General features: G+C 48.4%; 15 protein-coding genes and 1 pseudogene. 15 read left to right on the top strand and 1 reads right to left on the bottom strand.

Features of this window, described 5'->3' with window-relative positions:
- Positions 1-258: pseudogene (locus G519_RS0128640) on the top strand (L-dopachrome tautomerase-related protein); the annotation flags it as partial.
- 701 nt (positions 259-959) lie between these two features.
- A complete protein-coding gene (locus tag G519_RS0128630; RefSeq protein WP_036634067.1) occupies positions 960-1,307 on the top strand; it encodes a hypothetical protein in 348 nt (115 codons plus the stop codon).
- Between the two features lie 682 nt (positions 1,308-1,989).
- Here G519_RS0128630 and G519_RS0128625 read toward each other — a convergent pair.
- Positions 1,990-3,139 (bottom strand): IS3 family transposase gene (locus G519_RS0128625; protein ID WP_154669623.1). Its coding sequence is split into 2 segments (ribosomal slippage): positions 1,990-2,866 and positions 2,865-3,139, totalling 1,152 coding nucleotides; the frame shifts between segments, so codons are not numbered across the junction.
- Positions 3,140-3,377: 238 nt separating this feature from the next.
- Here G519_RS0128625 and G519_RS0128615 point away from each other — a divergent pair.
- The 13 genes from G519_RS0128615 to G519_RS0128555 all read left to right on the top strand — a co-directional run bounded on the left by G519_RS0128615 (position 3,378) and on the right by G519_RS0128555 (position 15,909).
- Positions 3,378-4,235 carry an AraC family transcriptional regulator gene (locus tag G519_RS0128615; protein ID WP_029197595.1) on the top strand — a complete coding sequence of 286 codons (858 nt, stop codon included), beginning with the start codon at positions 3,378-3,380 and terminating at the stop codon, positions 4,233-4,235.
- Between the two features lie 390 nt (positions 4,236-4,625).
- A complete protein-coding gene (locus tag G519_RS0128610; RefSeq protein ID WP_029197594.1) occupies positions 4,626-6,587 on the top strand; it encodes an ABC transporter substrate-binding protein in 1,962 nt (653 codons plus the stop codon).
- A 96-nt stretch (positions 6,588-6,683) separates the two neighbouring features.
- Entirely contained in the window at positions 6,684-7,682 is a 999-nt protein-coding gene (locus G519_RS0128605; RefSeq protein WP_029197593.1) for an ABC transporter permease, read from the top strand.
- Complete coding sequence (locus G519_RS0128600) at positions 7,679-8,824, top strand: ABC transporter permease (protein ID WP_051253774.1); 1,146 nt, start codon at positions 7,679-7,681, stop codon at positions 8,822-8,824. The genes G519_RS0128605 and G519_RS0128600 overlap by 4 nt, the downstream gene beginning before the upstream one ends.
- Before the next feature lie 12 nt (positions 8,825-8,836).
- The gene (locus G519_RS45020) at positions 8,837-9,871 is read left to right on the top strand and encodes an ABC transporter ATP-binding protein (RefSeq protein ID WP_036634061.1); all 1,035 of its coding nucleotides are present in this window, start codon (positions 8,837-8,839) and stop codon (positions 9,869-9,871) included.
- Positions 9,868-10,893, top strand: a complete 1,026-nt coding sequence (locus G519_RS0128590) for an ABC transporter ATP-binding protein (protein WP_029197591.1) — start codon at positions 9,868-9,870, stop codon at positions 10,891-10,893. Before G519_RS45020 ends, G519_RS0128590 begins: the two co-directional genes overlap by 4 nt.
- Positions 10,893-11,288: a hypothetical protein gene (locus G519_RS0128585; protein ID WP_127527996.1), complete on the top strand. Its 396-nt coding sequence runs from the start codon at positions 10,893-10,895 to the stop codon at positions 11,286-11,288. The genes G519_RS0128590 and G519_RS0128585 overlap by 1 nt, the downstream gene beginning before the upstream one ends.
- The gene (locus G519_RS0128580) at positions 11,269-11,739 is read left to right on the top strand and encodes a hypothetical protein (protein WP_029197589.1); all 471 of its coding nucleotides are present in this window, start codon (positions 11,269-11,271) and stop codon (positions 11,737-11,739) included. Before G519_RS0128585 ends, G519_RS0128580 begins: the two co-directional genes overlap by 20 nt.
- A 60-nt stretch (positions 11,740-11,799) precedes the next feature.
- On the top strand, positions 11,800-12,567 hold the full coding sequence (locus G519_RS0128575; protein WP_029197588.1) for a DeoR/GlpR family DNA-binding transcription regulator: 768 nt from the start codon (positions 11,800-11,802) through the stop codon (positions 12,565-12,567).
- 171 nt (positions 12,568-12,738) lie between these two features.
- The gene (locus G519_RS0128570; RefSeq protein ID WP_029197587.1) at positions 12,739-13,104 is read left to right on the top strand and encodes a sensory rhodopsin transducer; all 366 of its coding nucleotides are present in this window, start codon (positions 12,739-12,741) and stop codon (positions 13,102-13,104) included.
- 11 nt (positions 13,105-13,115) lie between these two features.
- The gene (locus G519_RS0128565) at positions 13,116-14,012 is read left to right on the top strand and encodes an AraC family transcriptional regulator (protein WP_029197586.1); all 897 of its coding nucleotides are present in this window, start codon (positions 13,116-13,118) and stop codon (positions 14,010-14,012) included.
- Positions 14,013-14,100: 88 nt separating this feature from the next.
- Entirely contained in the window at positions 14,101-15,090 is a 990-nt protein-coding gene (locus G519_RS0128560; RefSeq protein ID WP_029197585.1) for a Gfo/Idh/MocA family protein, read from the top strand.
- Between the two features lie 18 nt (positions 15,091-15,108).
- Positions 15,109-15,909, top strand: a complete 801-nt coding sequence (locus tag G519_RS0128555; RefSeq protein WP_029197584.1) for a sugar phosphate isomerase/epimerase family protein — start codon at positions 15,109-15,111, stop codon at positions 15,907-15,909.
- Positions 15,910-15,940: the final 31 nt, after the last annotated feature.

Genomic DNA, 15,940 nt, shown 5'->3' with positions numbered 1-15,940 from the left:
AAAGGAACCCTTTATGCTGGAGATTACGAAAACAACAGTATTCGAAAGATATTGCCGAATGGCATCATGGAAACGATCGCACATGATCCGAGAATTTTATGGCCGGATACTTTTTCGATTGGTCCAGATCAATACTTATATTTCATCGTGAACCAATTACATCGGCAGGCAAGATTTCATTATGGAAATGACCTGCGGCAGAAGCCTTATAGTTTACTCCGTATGAAAATAGACGAACCACCTGCTCCTTCCTTTTAATAAATATTTCACTTTACAAAGCTGATTCTATTTGCATAGAAAATGTATTTTATGACTTTATGGTTATTAAGAATTTGGAGGCTGCCGCTCGGCAGCCTGTTCAGCTATCGGGGAACGTTAGTTGAACAAAGACAGCGGCAGTCTAAGACTTTATTTTCCAGGTCTTGGTCCATCGCTGTTTCGTTTTTATAGTAAGTCTAATACATATTTTTCGAAGTTTGACGATTTTTCAATCCTCATAAACCCCGTCAGATCAATTCTTTCAGACTAGAACTTTATTTTCATCGTAAAGGAGCCAGAAGATATAGCAAATGCAAAAAGCAGACTTAGTGAAACTAGAGCGTGGCTTAGTACTGAGCTTATATCCATCAATGAATGATTTTTTAATGTAATGCATCTATTCTATCGTGCTTTTTACATTTTGAATGGGAGAACCATATGATTAAAAGTAGACATGCAAAACAGATGCTTAGTGGCACAGTCTTTTTGATATTAGTTGTCGTGAGTGTAATATTTGTTTTTGCAGAGATAGCTCCAAAAGATGTAGAGAACGTCCTTAGGAAAGAAGGATTTGATCATTTACCTCAGTCGTCATCTAATTTGTATGCATTATTTAACAAATGTCTAATGACACAAATGTGCCTACATAACCCAGTTTGAAAAAGCTTGAGAAAGCAAGAAACCACAGATGGATCAAAGTCTTGATCAAGGGCACTGCAGCAACGTCATCGGCGGCTTCGGCGGCTGTTGATTCCGCGGCAGGCGTTCTTGATCCGAACGCCAAGCTGACGCGTACGCAGATGGCCGTTCTTTTGAATAATTCTTTAATTGCTGTCGGTAAATACCCACAGATGAGCGATGTCGTCAAAAAATCGTTGGATGCTTTTGCGGATAAAGTTGCGGGGAATGACGACTGGGCTGCCGTAGCTTATATGGGACTTATTCGTGGCAAATCGGATGAGAAGGGGAAATCCTATCTTGCTGTCTCCGATTTCGTTACTCGCGTACAAATGGCTATAGTTCTTGAACGATTGTTGCAATTAAAGTAAAAAAATGAAACATCAAAGCAAACCCCCTAATCACTTTGATTCGGGGGTTTGCTTTTCAGAATAAGTTGTTTAGCAGACAAAAAATATTTATGTTAGTCAACAAAAACCGCGAATGGTCCGATGCTACGCGGTTTTGATATTGGGCTGATAGTCCACAATAATTGGGGTACGGGTGACAAGAACATTATCTGATTAAATACCGTAAAGCGACATTAAAATGGGATCATTGATTTCGTAGATAAATCAAGGGTTTTTAGACTTTATGGGAGTGGTTTTTTGTCATGTTTCAATGACATTAAACTCCCTTTTTCTGTGATTGACAATAATAAACCAATTCCAAAATACGACAAAAATAGTGTTTTTTCGAGAAAGGATTTTCAATAAAACTATTGAACCTATAAATATTTGGAATATTCATGTAAATTAGTTGGAGCTTAATTGGTGACTTAGAATATGACCACTGGGTTTTGATTGAAACCGTATAGTGCTACAAGATGTCAAGACAGTTATTTTAATATAGCTAAGGTGTGAAATGATTCACAAGGATGAAATTCTACTTCTGTGTAGTGGTTTTAATCTTCTCCCTGAGATGGGAATATGAATAATTATTTCCAGTTAAACGTTGTCCACAGGTGGCGGACAGAGCTCAAGCGAAGGCGCGGGAGGAATGGCTCTTCCTCCCTTATTCAGATGTGGATGAGAGTACAACCTCACGGTTATACACAGCAACTGGCGTATGTTTCTGCAGAGACTGATGCGGCAAGTAGTGATTATGAAGATGTATGTAACTGCTGATGCCTTTGCGGGTCTCACGCGGGCTGTTGTAATCGTTCAGATAGATTTCATTGTACTTCAAACTTCGCCAAAAGCGTTCAATGGCAATATTGTCTGTTGCTCGACCTTTACCATCCATACTGATGCGAACGTCGTGTTCTTTCAGTAGATCGATATACTGCGGACTCGTAAAGTGGCTTCCTTGATCACTGTTAATAATACCAGGCTTACGCTTTGCTAGTGCTCTTTTCATCGTTTCAAGAACAAAACCAATCTCTAAGCTTTGATCAAGCTGCCAATCAACGATATAACGTGAATACCAGTCTATAATGGCGTATAAGTACATCCAACCCTGCTTCATCCGAATATAGGTGATATCAACACTCCAGACCTGTTCAGGCTCTGTGATAGCTAATTTGCGCAGCAAATACGGGTACACCCTGTGCTGAAGATCACGTTTGCTTAAATTCGGACCTGGATAGATGGCCATGATTCCCATTTCACGCATATAGCGCCGAACCGTATTTTCATGAATCCGATCATGCTCACGATTCATAATAGAAGCTATTGTTCGATATCCCATAAACGGATGCTTCGTGTATAACTCATCTATCCGGTGTTTGAGGCGAATCTCCTCCGAGGATGGAGGAACCGGTTTGTAGTAAAGGCTGGAGCGGTTCAAGCTTAGTAGATCCGCTTGCACCAAGATAGCGTGTTCGGGGCAGTTCCATTCCAACAGATCGATTCGTTCCTCTCGGGACAGATTAGAGGCTAGATTTTTTTTTAAGCCACGACAATTGGGTGGTCAATCTGCCAACCTCGCCGTAGAGTTCATCGATTTGCTGCTCGTAGTCTTGCTTCATTTTCGTGATGCCTTTACGATCATCGACAAACAATTGTGAGAGGTTTTGAACCGCCTCTAGTTTCCACCGGTTGAGGACATTCGTATGTATACCCTCTTCAGCTGCGAGCTGTGATACTGTCTTTTCTTCTTTCAGAATTTCCAGTACCAACCGGGCTTTTTCCTCTGGGCTGAACTTCCTTCTTGGACCTGTCATACAACTAAGAAACTCCTTTTTTGCTGTCTAGATTATATGTAGCATTATACCGTGCTCATTACTAATAGGCATATATGAATGTATGATTGAATTAAGATTTCGGATAACTTTTCTAAAATCAGAATCATCTGAATAGATAAATAGTTTCAGCATGAAAGCGGCTTCTATGCTATGATAGTGAGTAAGTGATACTCGGAGTCTATCCAACTGACCATTACGAAATGGAGTAGTGATAACTATGAAAGTATATCATGGGGTTGACTGGATTGCGCCAGACGAGAAAATCGCCATTTTCAAGGAAACGAATCACAAGTACGAGCCCGAGCATATGCATACCTTCATGGAGTTGGTGTACATTTGGTCAGCTTCCGGGTGCCACCGAGTCAACGGGCAGTCATTTGAAGTGCAGCGGGGCGATCTTTTATTCATGAATGTGGGCGATACGCACAGCTTCGAAACGGATTCCAATATGGAGTATATGAATATTTTATTCGAGCCGGATTTTCTTTCCGATCAGCTCTCGATCGTGGAATCAACGCACAATTTCTTGTCTCTGCAGTTATTTCGGGAGTTCCACGAGCAGCTGGTAAAACCCGTTCCTCAAGTTAAATTTCGCGGAAAATCCATGATGGAGCTGGAAGAGCTACTGGAAACAATGCAGAGCGAATATATCGAAAAAAAAAGCGGTTACCGGATGCTGCTGCATGGGTATGCAACAATTTTGCTCGGAATGATGTTTCGAACTATGCAGGACAATTTCAAAACCTCAGAGTTTCGAGATGTATATGATATGCTGCCCTCGTTATTAACCTATATCGAACAACATTATGCAGGCCATATTACTCTTCAGGATCTGGCCAAACAAAGCTATTACTCCCCTTACTATATCAGCAAGGTGTTTAAGGAATGCTTCGGCTTTACCTTTACGGAATACGTGCAGCAGCTGAGACTGAGGGAGGCCAAACGAAAGCTGCTGGAAACGCAGGATTCGGTCGTGGAGATCGGCCGGAGTGTAGGCTACACGGATAAAACCCAGTTTTTTCGATTGTTCAAGCAGTCGTTCGGTATGACACCGCAGCAGCTGAGGAAAATGTAGTTTTCCTTCCACAATTTTGAATCCGCTTACAAAATGTCGAAAACAAAAAGTCCCGTGTGGGACTTTTTTTGTTTGTGTGGCAGTGGAAGCCTGTTTTAATTTTCATATGTCTTTAAAAGGATAGAAAATAAGAGGGATTTTCACTCATATTTTGACGAATGAGACATGACCTTAGTCAATCAAGACTGCGCATAGCGGTTTCGGACATGTCGATAAGTCGGTTACTGTGGAAATGTTGTCGTATTTGGTCAAGAGGTAGACGATTTCGTTTATCTAGCAAAAATTCAAATAAGTAGCAAAATAGTGATTGATTTTTTGGGGTTTCGGAATAAAAATGGGGATGAGTCCAAAAAACTCCAAAACTGCAGTACACGAACTGGAGGGTTGTAAATGAAGTCAAGGAGAAAGTCGATCCCCGTACTCCTGGTTTCCGTTCTCACACTTACCCTGGCATTGGCTGGTTGCTCGGATAGTCCGACGACCACGGCCCCGACAGCAGATCAGAAGAAAGACCCGCCCAAAGAAGCCGTTAAGCCAACCGGAGGAGGAGGACAAGGAACAACGCCCCCGGCACAGATTACAGAGTTTAAAGAATCCCCCTACTTCCAAGGCAAAGGTCTTCCTGCACTGAATACCCGATTACCAACGGATTACAAAGTTTCAAACGAAATACCCGCTAACCAGATGAAATATGAGATCGGCACTTACGGCGGTAATTTGAGAACGGTTACATCTGTGGTGGATTGGGATGCGGACGTATTCGTCATGGATAATGAGCCGCTGCTTAACACTCCCGGTATTCTGGGCGATGAAATCACGGGGAATATCTTGAAGGATTACAAAGTAAGCGATGATCAGAAAGAGTTTACCTTCTCCATGCGTAAAGGCTTGAAATGGTCGAACGGTCAGCCCGTAACGACAGAGGATGTTCGTTTTACAGTCGAGGATTTCTTGAATAACCCCGAGCTGACTCCGATTTATCCGGTTTGGCTGCGGGGGGGCGGTGTCGCTGAGGGTGCACCCTTGAAGCTTGATGTCATTGACGATTTTACCTTCAAGCTTACTTTTGACCGCCCATACGGCGGTATTCTGATTCGTTTTGCTATTCAAGGCTGGCGGGGTTATACGGAGCTTATCAAGCCTGCCCATTACTTGAAGCAGTTCCACAAGAAATATACTCCGATGGAAAAGCTCGAGCCGATCATCAAAGAAGCCGGCTTCCAGCCAGGTGAATGGGCTAATCTATTCAACGACAAGGACATTACGAACTGGAAGCTCAATCAGAAAAAGGCGCTCGGATTCCCGGTACTGTATCCTTGGATTCAGACGAAGCATACCGATTCCGTGACAACGTACGAACGCAATCCGTATTACTTTAAGGTCGATCCCGCAGGAAACCAGTTGCCGTATATCGATACGATTCAAAGCTCTCTTGTGCAGGACATCGAGATGGTAGGGCTCAAGACAATTGCTGGGGAAGTGGATTTCTCTCGGGAGTCGGCTGCGCTGATCAAGATGCCGCTATACAAAGAAAACGAGAAAAACGGCTACAAGGCTAACCTTGCCAGCATGCACGTTACGCCGACGGACGTCTTCTTAAACCAGACTTATGATGATGCCAATTGGCAAAAGGTCGTTCAAGACGTCCGCTTCCGAAAAGCGCTGAATCTTGCGTTAAACCGCAAGGAAATCATCAGCACCATTTATTACGGCTTTGCCAAGCCGGGTACGATTGAGGACAATACATTTGATCTGGCACAGGCAAACCAACTGCTTGACGATATGGGGATGAAAAAAGGCCCGGACGGCAAGCGGCTCGGTCTAAATGGCAAGACCTTCACGATTCCTTTTGAAGTCGGTGCGCAGGCGCCGGATATAGTTCCACTTACACAGCTTATCGTGGAAATGTGGAAGCAGCTTGGTTTAGATGTCACGATGAAAACGATCGATCAAAAACTGTGGAACACGAAAAACACCGACAATCAGCTGCAAGCCTCGATGATTTGGACACATACGCCACTTTGGTATATGGGTGACTGGGGGCTTGGTCAATGGGCACCAGCATGGAACGACTGGAAGACGTCAGGCGGCAAGAAAGGCAAAGAACCACCGGAAAATGTCAAAAAGTTTTATTCGCTTATCGATCAAGCGGCTGCGGCCAAACCGGACGATGCGAAGAAACTGATTGAGCAGGTGAAGTCGGAGCTGAAGGATAACATGTATTATTTCGTCCACATCGCCGATGTGAAGCAGCCGATTATTGTCAATGCCAAGCTGCATAACATTCCGAGCGATGCTGCATTCGCCATCGCAACCAACTTTAGCGGCGAGCAATTCTTTTTTGGCAAATAATTGAAAAGCATGTACCCGAGGAGCCTGGCCGAATCACGTCGCCCGGGCTCCCGGGTTCGTATTCTTATTACCGGCATCCATGGAAGGAGGCACTGCATGGCTAATTATATTACTTATCGGGTTCTGCAACTGATCCCGCTATTGATTGCCATAAGCATTATTGTGTTCGTCATCATTCAACTGCCGCCGGGGAATTTCCTCGATCAATACGTGGCGCAGCTGAAAAATTCAGGCACGGCCGTATCGGAAGGTACGATTGCGAGTTTGCAAATGCAGTACGGGCTCGATAAACCGATGTACATGCAATATATAATATGGGTCAAAAATATTGTGCTGCACGGCGATTTCGGCCGTTCGTTCCAGTATAACATGCCGGTCGCCGACGTCATCGGCCCTAGGCTGTCTCTGACCCTGGTCATATCGCTTATTTCACTTATTTTTGTCTGGATAGTCGCTATACCGATTGGGATCTATTCTGCAACGCATCAATATTCATTACTGGACTACGTCTTTACTTTCTTCGGCTTCATCGGCTTGGCGATGCCAGGCTTTCTTATTGCTTTATTGCTGATTTATTTTATTTTTTCCCAGACCGGTGTAGCTCTCACAGGACTGTTCTCACCTGATTTCGTAGACGCGCCATGGAGTATGGCGAAGGTTATGAATATGCTGCCGAGGCTTGTTCTGCCGGTAATTGTGATCGGTATGTCCGGAACCGCCTCCCTGATCCGCGTGACGCGGGGGATGCTGCTCGACGAGCTGTCGAAGCAATATGTCATTACCGCACGGGCAAAAGGGGTCACTGAAAATAAGCTATTGTTTAAATATCCCGTCCGCATGGCTATCAATCCGCTTATCAGTACCATTGGCTGGACGCTTCCGGCACTTATTTCCGGTGAAGCAATTGTCGCTATCGTACTGAATCTGCAGACAACAGGACCTATGCTGCTTAAAGCGCTTATGTTCCAGGATATGTATTTGTGCGGCAGCTTCCTTCTGATCCTTAGCGTGTTGACGGTGTTGGGCACACTACTGTCGGATATTTTACTCGCCCTAGTCGATCCAAGGATTCGCTTTGGAGGTGTGGCGGAATGAGTACCATCACGACAATCTCGAGAACGTTTCGGCGGAGAAAACAACAAAGCCAAGAAAAAAGCTATGAGGTGGCTTCACAGTGGCAGCTGATGTGGTGGAAATTCAAAAAGCATAAGGTTGCTCTGGCCTCGGCGATCATCCTGCTGTTGTTTTATTTGGTGGCTGTCCTCTGTGAATTCGTCAGTCCTAACTTACCCGAGGCGCGATTTACCGAGTACAAAAACTCGCCGCCACAGAGCATTCATTTCATCGATCCGAAATCCGGTTTTCAGCTGCGTCCGTTCGTGTACGGAATGTCAGAGAAGGTCGATGAACAAACCTTTCGGCGTACGTTCGCACCGGACCCGGAGAAGAAGTATGAAATTCATTTCTTCGTGGCGGGCGAGCCTTACAAAATGTGGGGCTTCATCCCAATGAGCGTTCATCTGTTCGGGCTGCAAAATCCGAAAGATCCCCTCATCCTTATGGGTACGGATAAGCTGGGGCACGATTTATTTTCCCGCATCATTTACGGGGCCCGCATCTCATTGTCGTTCGGGCTGATGGGCATTGTGCTTACACTCATCCTTGGCTTAGTGCTTGGCGGCGTTTCCGGCTATTTGGGCGGCGTGTCCGATACGATCATTCAGCGGATCATCGATTTATTAATTTGTATTCCGACCATTCCTCTATGGATGGCGTTATCGGCAGCTCTACCCAAGAATTGGTCGGCAGAGCAAACGTATTTTGGCCTCATTATCATTTTCTCGATTATCGGCTGGACCGGACTTGCCCGTGTCGTACGCGGTAAAATTTTGTCTCTGCGCGAAGAGGACTTTACGATGGCTGCCCGACTGGCCGGTGCAAGCGACATTCGTATCATTCGTAAGCATTTGCTTCCATCATTCGCCAGCTATATCATCGTGAACGTAAGCTTAACCATTCCAGGTACGATACTGGGGGAAACAGCGCTTAGCTATATCGGTGTCGGTTTACAGCCGCCAGTGGTTAGCTGGGGCGTGCTGCTGCAAGATGCTCAGAACCTGGAGACGCTAGCCCATCATCCCTGGCTGCTCTGGCCGGCTGTATTTATTATACTAACCGTACTTATGTTCAATTTTCTCGGCGACGGATTGCGGGATGCCGCAGATCCTTACAAGTAAGGAGGCGAAGCGATGGCACGGCAGGATGAAGTCATATTGGAAATGAAAGACGTGAAGGTGCATTTCCATCTGGACGAGGGTGTGCTGAAGGCGGTCGACGGCATCGATTTGCGGATCAAGCGCGGGAAGACACTCGGTATCGTCGGCGAGAGCGGCTGCGGCAAGAGCGTTACCTCGCAAGCGCTTCTCCGTATCGTTCCAAAGCCCGGTGAAGTGGAGGGAGAGATTATGCTGTATCGCTCCGGAAAAGGGAAGGAGGAGGGAATCGATCTGATCCAGCTGGATCCTCGGGGTAAAGAAGTACGGGATATCCGGGGCGGAGAGATCGCCATGATTTTCCAAGAGCCGATGAAGGCTTTCTCGCCGATTCATACCATAGGTAATCAAATTATGGAGGCGATTCTGCTTCATGCGACACAGGATAAAGAGGAGGCGTATCGACTCGGAGTAGAGATTCTGCGAAAGGTCGGCATGTCCAATCCGGAGCAGCGCATGGGCGAATACCCGCACCAGCTGTCCGGAGGCATGAGGCAGCGAGCCATGATCGCCATGGCGCTGTCCTGCAATCCGTCCATTCTGATCGCCGACGAACCGACAACCGCATTGGATGTCACGGTACAGGCGCAAGTGCTTCAACTGATCAACGACTTAAAGGCGAACAATGAAACGTCCGTTATTTTCATTACGCACGATCTTGGCGTCATAGCCGAAATGTCCGATGACGTTGCCGTCATGTATTTGGGCAAGGTAGTCGAGTACACGGATGTGGATACGCTTTTTCACGGTCCGAAGCATCCGTACACGAGGGCGCTGCTCAATTCGATTCCCGCTATAGGACGTGAAACCAAAAGGCTGGAGTCGATTGAAGGCACCGTACCGTTCCCTATGAATTTACCGAAGGGCTGCGGGTTTTATTCGCGCTGCAAGCAGGCGGTAGATGGCGTCTGCAACATAGCAGATGTACCGCTTGTGGAAGCAGCGGAGGGACATTATGTCCGCTGCTTGCTGGTGAAAACGGAATCAACCGAACCGGAGGTGAGGGCATGAACGCCATCCAAGAGGAATTCGTCCTGGAAGTTCAATCCATGAAAAAATATTTTGCGATCAAAAAAGGGTTCCTGCAAAAAACTGTCGGATACGTCAAGGCGGTAGACGATGTACATTTCTATATTCGTCCGGGTGAAACCTTCGGGCTCGTCGGCGAATCCGGCTGCGGCAAGACGACGCTCGGACGATGCACGCTTCGCGCAATCGAGCCTTCATCCGGCTCGGTGCTGTTCCGCGATCGGCAGGGGAGCGTTCGCGATGTGCTCAAGATGGAAACGAGCGACTTGCGCGCCATTCGTCGCGATATGCAGCTGATTTTCCAAGATCCTTATTCGTCGCTTAATCCGCGTATGACGGTGTTGAACATTATCGCTGAGCCTTTAGTCTGTAACGGGCTGTTGAGCGGTCAGGCCCTGGTGGATCGTGTCAAGCAGCTGATGGAACTTGTCGGACTGAACAGCCGCCACCTAGAGCGGTACCCTCACGCGTTCAGCGGGGGACAGCGACAGCGGATCGGCATCGCTCGTGCGCTTGCCACGGACCCGAAGTTTATCGTATGCGATGAGGCGGTGTCGGCGCTGGACGTGTCGGTTCAAGCCCAGATCATCAATCTGCTGCAGGACTTGCAGGAGAAGCTCCACTTGAGCTATTTATTCATCTCTCACGATCTCGGTGTTATCCAGCACATTTCGAATCGAGTGGGGGTCATGTACGTAGGCAAGATGGTCGAAACGGCTTCCACAAAAGATTTGTTCGCGTCGCCTAAACACCCCTACACCGAGGCGCTGCTTTCTGCCAAGCCTATACCGGATCCACGGAAGAAATCGAATCGGATTATATTGTCGGGCGAGGTAGCCAACCCGGCCAACCCTCCATCCGGCTGTTATTTCCACCCACGCTGTCCTTATGCTCAAGATGTGTGCCGGAAGGAGGCGCCGGAGATGAAGCAAGTAGCGGAGGGCCATTATGCGGCATGCCATTTTGCCGGCGAGCTGGAGCTGAGGGGGGCATCCGTCTCATGATGAGCATCTTCGTACAGCTGATCCTTTTTTTGATTGCGTTAGCGATTATTTGTCTGGCCTCGATGTGGTACACCCGCATGCTGGTCGACAAAATGGTCTTTGCCAAGCATCGCGATTTAGAAGCGATCACTTCGACTGGAGATATTCCCCAGGCTTGGTCGGAGCACTACGTCCGGCGGATGATTCGGCTGCGGGAAACCGGTAAGGAGGATCAATTGGGGCGAGTGCACAGGGCTGCCAGAAAATCTTATTTGCGCCGGCTTGCGCGATTGAGCGAGTATGTCCGCCGCACCCGTTTCGTAGAGAACGAAGAAACGCGGAAGCATGCTTTGAGATCATTGAACAGATTGGATCGGGAATGGAGGACGTCGGCGAATGAACCCTTTCCACGATGAGCAGCAGAAAAAAGCTAGGGCGACGCTAATCTCATTCGCGCTTACGATCGTCTTCTCGCTGCTCGCGCTCTATAACTGGTGGGAGCTTCGAATGCTGGTCGTCACCATGATGGTCATCTTAAAGGTAAATCCGTACGCTTGGAAAGCTATTGACAATATGATGTTTCTCTTGGCAGGAGTCGGGTGGCTCTCCTATGTCTTTTACAGCCAGTATGTCTTGAAAAAATGTGCATTGGCTGGGAAATTGCTGCCGGGTTCAGCTTTGTTGCTTGCATGCCAGCTTTGGCTGCTCGTATTGAGCAGGGGGATTCCGGCTTTATTCGGCGTAATCAACTCATCCTACGGATGGATCCTTGCGCTTGAAGGTGCGGTAGCGATACTCTTGACCGCGTTTGTGTTCTCACACCGGCGGATCGGGGAGAAGGGCAGAAAGCTCACAGCGAAGCCATAGTCGCTCGGTAAACTGTCGGTGCGGCACGGCAGGACGCGAAAAGAAAGAGGGTGATCGCACATGATAGTTGCGGAACGATACCAGCACATTCTCCGGCTGGTGAATGAAAAGGGAAGCATACGCGTTACCGAGCTTAGCCAGCTTTGCAAAGTTACCGAAGAAACGATCCGACGCGACCTGGGCCGGCTCGAGAGCGAGGGCAGATTGATGCGAAGCTATGGTGGAGCTATGCGGATTCAACCGCAGACTACGGAGACATCTTATCAGCTTCGTGAGGCGATTCACGTTACCGAAAAACAGCGCATCTCGGCCGAGGCCGTCAAATATGTTGCCCCGAACGACAGAATCGTGCTCGATGCAAGTACAACCGCTTGGCATATGGCGTCTCATCTACCGGACATTCCACTGACGGTATTGACCAACTCGCTGAAAGTGACCTTTGTACTCAGCGAGAAGAAAAACGTGACGGTAATTAACACCGGAGGGATTTTGGTTTCAAACTCGCTCTCGTTTTTGGGCCCATTGGCCGAGCAGGCGCTTGAGGAATATCACGTGAATAAAGCGTTCATTTCTTGCAAGGGTGTTCATATGGAGCGCGGCATCAGTGAATCCAACGAGCTGCAAGCCCGGATTAAACGCAAGATGGTCGGTATGGCGGAGGAAGTGTATCTGCTTGCCGATTACAGTAAATTCGACGTTCAGGCTTTCACTATGATAAGCGGTTGGAACCAAATTCACCATCTCATCACGGATGCGCAAACACCAGCAGAATATACGCAAATGCTCCAGCGAAAATTTATTAACGTCATCCAATTGCCGGAGCAGTGAGGCTGACGAGGTATGTAAGCTAAGTCAAGGCGGAATCGCCATTGAAGTTGGCGCAAACCGCGATGAAATCAAGCGGTAGTGGGGTCTATGATTGGTATAGAAGCAGGGGATGGTGCCAAGGACACGAGTTCAACGCCATCCTTATCATCTTCAAGGAAAAGAGGAATGCTTATGATCGGAAAAATAACCTGGCTCATCCCGGACGGGTTTCTACCCCCGAAAAGCACGGGAGAGCAGATCAGTCACGAAGCCGTATGCGTACTGAATGTGGGGAATGAGGATGCGGATATCCGCCTCACCTTCTATTTCGAGGATCGGGAGCCGATGGATCGGTTTCGGGCGGCTTGCCATGCTAGGCGCACCCACCATATCCGACTGGATCGGTTGAAAGATTCGGAAGGCAATCCGGTCCCGATCGGCGTCCCTTACGCCATTGAGGTAGCTAGCAGCGTGCCTATCATAGTGCAGCACAGTCGATTGGATACGACGCAGGAGGCGTTAGCTCTTTTTACAACGATGGCCTACCCTGTGGAATAGAGGCGATGACCATGGTCAATCAACTGCGGCGAAGCCAGTTCATGAACGATGCCAATATTCCTTTTGCGATGACCCGGTGCTTTCATGACGATCACAATATGCCTACGGATCATTCGCATGATTTCATTGAACTCGTGTATCTTGTTAGCGGAAATGCCGATCATGTATTTGAAGGCGAGGCTTATCCCATCAAGGCGGGAGACGTGTTCATCATTAATCCCGGCGAGGTACATACCTATCGGACATTACCGGGAGAACGGATCGAAATAATCAATTGTCTGTTTACGCCGGAGCTTATCCATGAATCGCTGTTGAAGGAGCTCGGGGTATCCCAATCGATGGACTACTTCTACGTTCACCCTTTTCTGGATAAAAGAGAACGCTTCCACCACCGTTTGAATTTACACAGTGCGGCGGCGGGGCGCGTGCTTCAGCTGATGGAGAGTATTATGGCGGAATGGGAAAACCGCAGATCCGGTTATCTTACTGTGATCAAGCTTCAGATGCTGCAGCTCCTCATTGTGTTATCTCGCTATTACGGCACTTCGTCGAATGTGAAGAAGAGGTCGCCCCGTGTCGCCTCGGAGCATTCACTGCTTGTGCGTCGAATAACGGGTTTTCTGGAGCGTCACTTTGACAAGAAGCTGGCCATCACCACCCTTTGCGAAATGTTCAACATCAGCTCCAGGCAGCTGAATCGGGTTTTTAAGCAAGAGACCGGGGTAACGGTTACGGAGCGCATCCATCAGATTCGGATTGATCGGGCGAAGCAGTACTTGGATGAAGGAGACGATAAGGTGATCCATGTCGCCCAACGCGTCGGTTACGAAGATCCGGCTTTTTTCACACAGCTGTTTCGGCGCTTAGTAGGCTGCCCGCCAGGACAATACCGCGATCGAAACGGTTAAAGTTCGACGGATGCAGGATGTCAACAGTCGTCTTTTAATAAATAAGTTCAAGCATTTGAGGCTGTTTCGATAATAGGAGGGGTGGAGAATGACATTACGAGTGGGCGTAGTCGGCGTGGGGAATATTGGAAGCATCCATGCAGGTGTGTATAAAGACCATGCGAAGACCGAGCTGGTAGCTGTTTGCGATATCGTCAAAGAGAAAGCAGACGCCGCTGCGCACAAATATGGCTGTCGGGCATTCTATAGTGTTCGTGAGATGCTGGAGAGCGGGATCCAGCTGGGTGCCTGTTCGGTTGCAACCAAAGGCGAAGAGAATGGCGGAGAACATTATGAGCCTACGATGGAACTGTTAGCTGCAGGCATTCCGGTGCTTGGGGAGAAGCCGATTTCAAACCGGATCGATGAAGGAGAACGGATGGTGGCGCTGGCGAAGGAGAAGCATGTGCCTTATGGTATAAACCTGAATCACCGGTTCACACCGGCAGCGAAGCGGGCCAAAGATTGGATCGAATCGGGACGGCTCGGAAAGCTCCATATGATCAACATGAAAATGTGGATCAACAACCCGGTAGAGACGTCGCCGTGGTTTCATTTGCGCGCCCTGCATCCCCATTCCTTTGATGTGATCCGTTATTTCTGCGGGGATGTGAAACGGGTGGGCGCCTTCATGATGAAGGGAGAAGGCCGGACGATCTGGTCCAACACCCAAATCATACTGGAATTTGCGAACGGCGCCATCGGCAATCTCGTCGGGAGCTATGATGCGGGGGCTAGCTATGGATTGGAGAGATGTGAGGTGGCCGGGGCCAACGGCCGATTCGTGCTGGAGGATGCCTGTGAGGAGCTAACCTTTTATCCTCGATGGAGCATAGAGACCGAGAGTTACAGCTATCTGGGCGGGATGCGCCACTTCAATGAAACGTTCAAGAGCCGAATCAGCCATTGGATCGAACAGCTGGATGCAGGCACCGCCTACAATCAAATTAACGGCTCTGGCGAGGATGCGCTTAAGGCTCAATATCTAATTGAAGCGGCCATCCGTTCTTTCGAAACATCGACGATCGTCGAACTTTAATATGAGGAGGCAACCTTCATGATTCGATTAGGTATTAATTCCGTTTTGTTCAAGGAGTTTGATTTTGCTACGGCGGCCAAGCACATCAAAATGAGCGGTTACGACGGCGTGGAGCTGTCCGCCATCAAGGGGATGTGCGAACACTTGGAGCTGGATCATTGGGAGGAACAGGCGCCGGAGCTTCGACGTATCGTTGAGGAAAACGGGCTGCAGCTGCTGTCGATGGAGGTGGCGGCACTGGACGAGGAACGTCTTGGCAAGGCTTTTGCGGCAGCAAATGCGCTCGACATTCCTGTCGTGAATGTGGGTCCCGGCGGTAAGTCGGATGTAGAAGACGATTTGCTCTCCACCATCGACAAGCTGACAAGGATGGCAGGACTGGCCGAGCAGTATGGAGTTACGCTTTGCGTGAAAGCGCATGTCGGCGGCTCGATTTACAATACGCCGACGACGCTCCGTGCCATAGATGCCATTGCAAACGCATCTTTCGGTATCGATATGGACCCGAGCCACATTTATCGTGCGAACGAAAATCCGGAAGAAGCTCTCCCGCAAGTTATCGGGCGCGTCCGACATATCCATATTCGGGATTGTAAAGGACGGCAGGCAGGTCCGGGACCGATCGAAGCGCAGGCTTGCGGACGCGGCGATATCGATTTGATCGGATATTGCAAAGTGCTGGCCGAAAGCGGTTATGATGGCCCAGTTTGTCTTGAAGTGATCGGTGCCAACGGACATTCGTTGGCTCAGGCGACCGCCGTCGCAGCTGAAAGCTATGGCTACTTGAATGCTGTGCTGCGTTCGCTCGGTGCCCGATAATAAACACTCGGAATCAGACGGAGGGATTCAC

Source organism: Paenibacillus alginolyticus DSM 5050 = NBRC 15375, assembly GCF_000422905.1.
GTDB lineage: Bacteria > Bacillota > Bacilli > Paenibacillales > NBRC-103111 > Paenibacillus_E > Paenibacillus_E alginolyticus.
The sequence above is the reverse complement of the archived record's forward strand: the minus strand, read 5'-3'. Positions and strand labels throughout refer to the sequence as shown.

Coding starts and splice junctions, on each gene's coding strand:
- G519_RS45020 (WP_036634061.1), top strand. CDS start 8,837: ATGGCACGGCAGGATGAAGTCATATTGGAAATGAAAGACGTGAAGGTG.
- G519_RS0128570 (WP_029197587.1), top strand. CDS start 12,739: ATGATCGGAAAAATAACCTGGCTCATCCCGGACGGGTTTCTACCCCCG.
- G519_RS0128560 (WP_029197585.1), top strand. CDS start 14,101: ATGACATTACGAGTGGGCGTAGTCGGCGTGGGGAATATTGGAAGCATC.
- G519_RS0128615 (WP_029197595.1), top strand. CDS start 3,378: ATGAAAGTATATCATGGGGTTGACTGGATTGCGCCAGACGAGAAAATC.
- G519_RS0128580 (WP_029197589.1), top strand. CDS start 11,269: ATGAACCCTTTCCACGATGAGCAGCAGAAAAAAGCTAGGGCGACGCTA.
- G519_RS0128555 (WP_029197584.1), top strand. CDS start 15,109: ATGATTCGATTAGGTATTAATTCCGTTTTGTTCAAGGAGTTTGATTTT.
- G519_RS0128585 (WP_127527996.1), top strand. CDS start 10,893: ATGAGCATCTTCGTACAGCTGATCCTTTTTTTGATTGCGTTAGCGATT.
- G519_RS0128610 (WP_029197594.1), top strand. CDS start 4,626: ATGAAGTCAAGGAGAAAGTCGATCCCCGTACTCCTGGTTTCCGTTCTC.
- G519_RS0128565 (WP_029197586.1), top strand. CDS start 13,116: ATGGTCAATCAACTGCGGCGAAGCCAGTTCATGAACGATGCCAATATT.
- G519_RS0128600 (WP_051253774.1), top strand. CDS start 7,679: ATGAGTACCATCACGACAATCTCGAGAACGTTTCGGCGGAGAAAACAA.
- G519_RS0128605 (WP_029197593.1), top strand. CDS start 6,684: ATGGCTAATTATATTACTTATCGGGTTCTGCAACTGATCCCGCTATTG.
- G519_RS0128575 (WP_029197588.1), top strand. CDS start 11,800: ATGATAGTTGCGGAACGATACCAGCACATTCTCCGGCTGGTGAATGAA.
- G519_RS0128590 (WP_029197591.1), top strand. CDS start 9,868: ATGAACGCCATCCAAGAGGAATTCGTCCTGGAAGTTCAATCCATGAAA.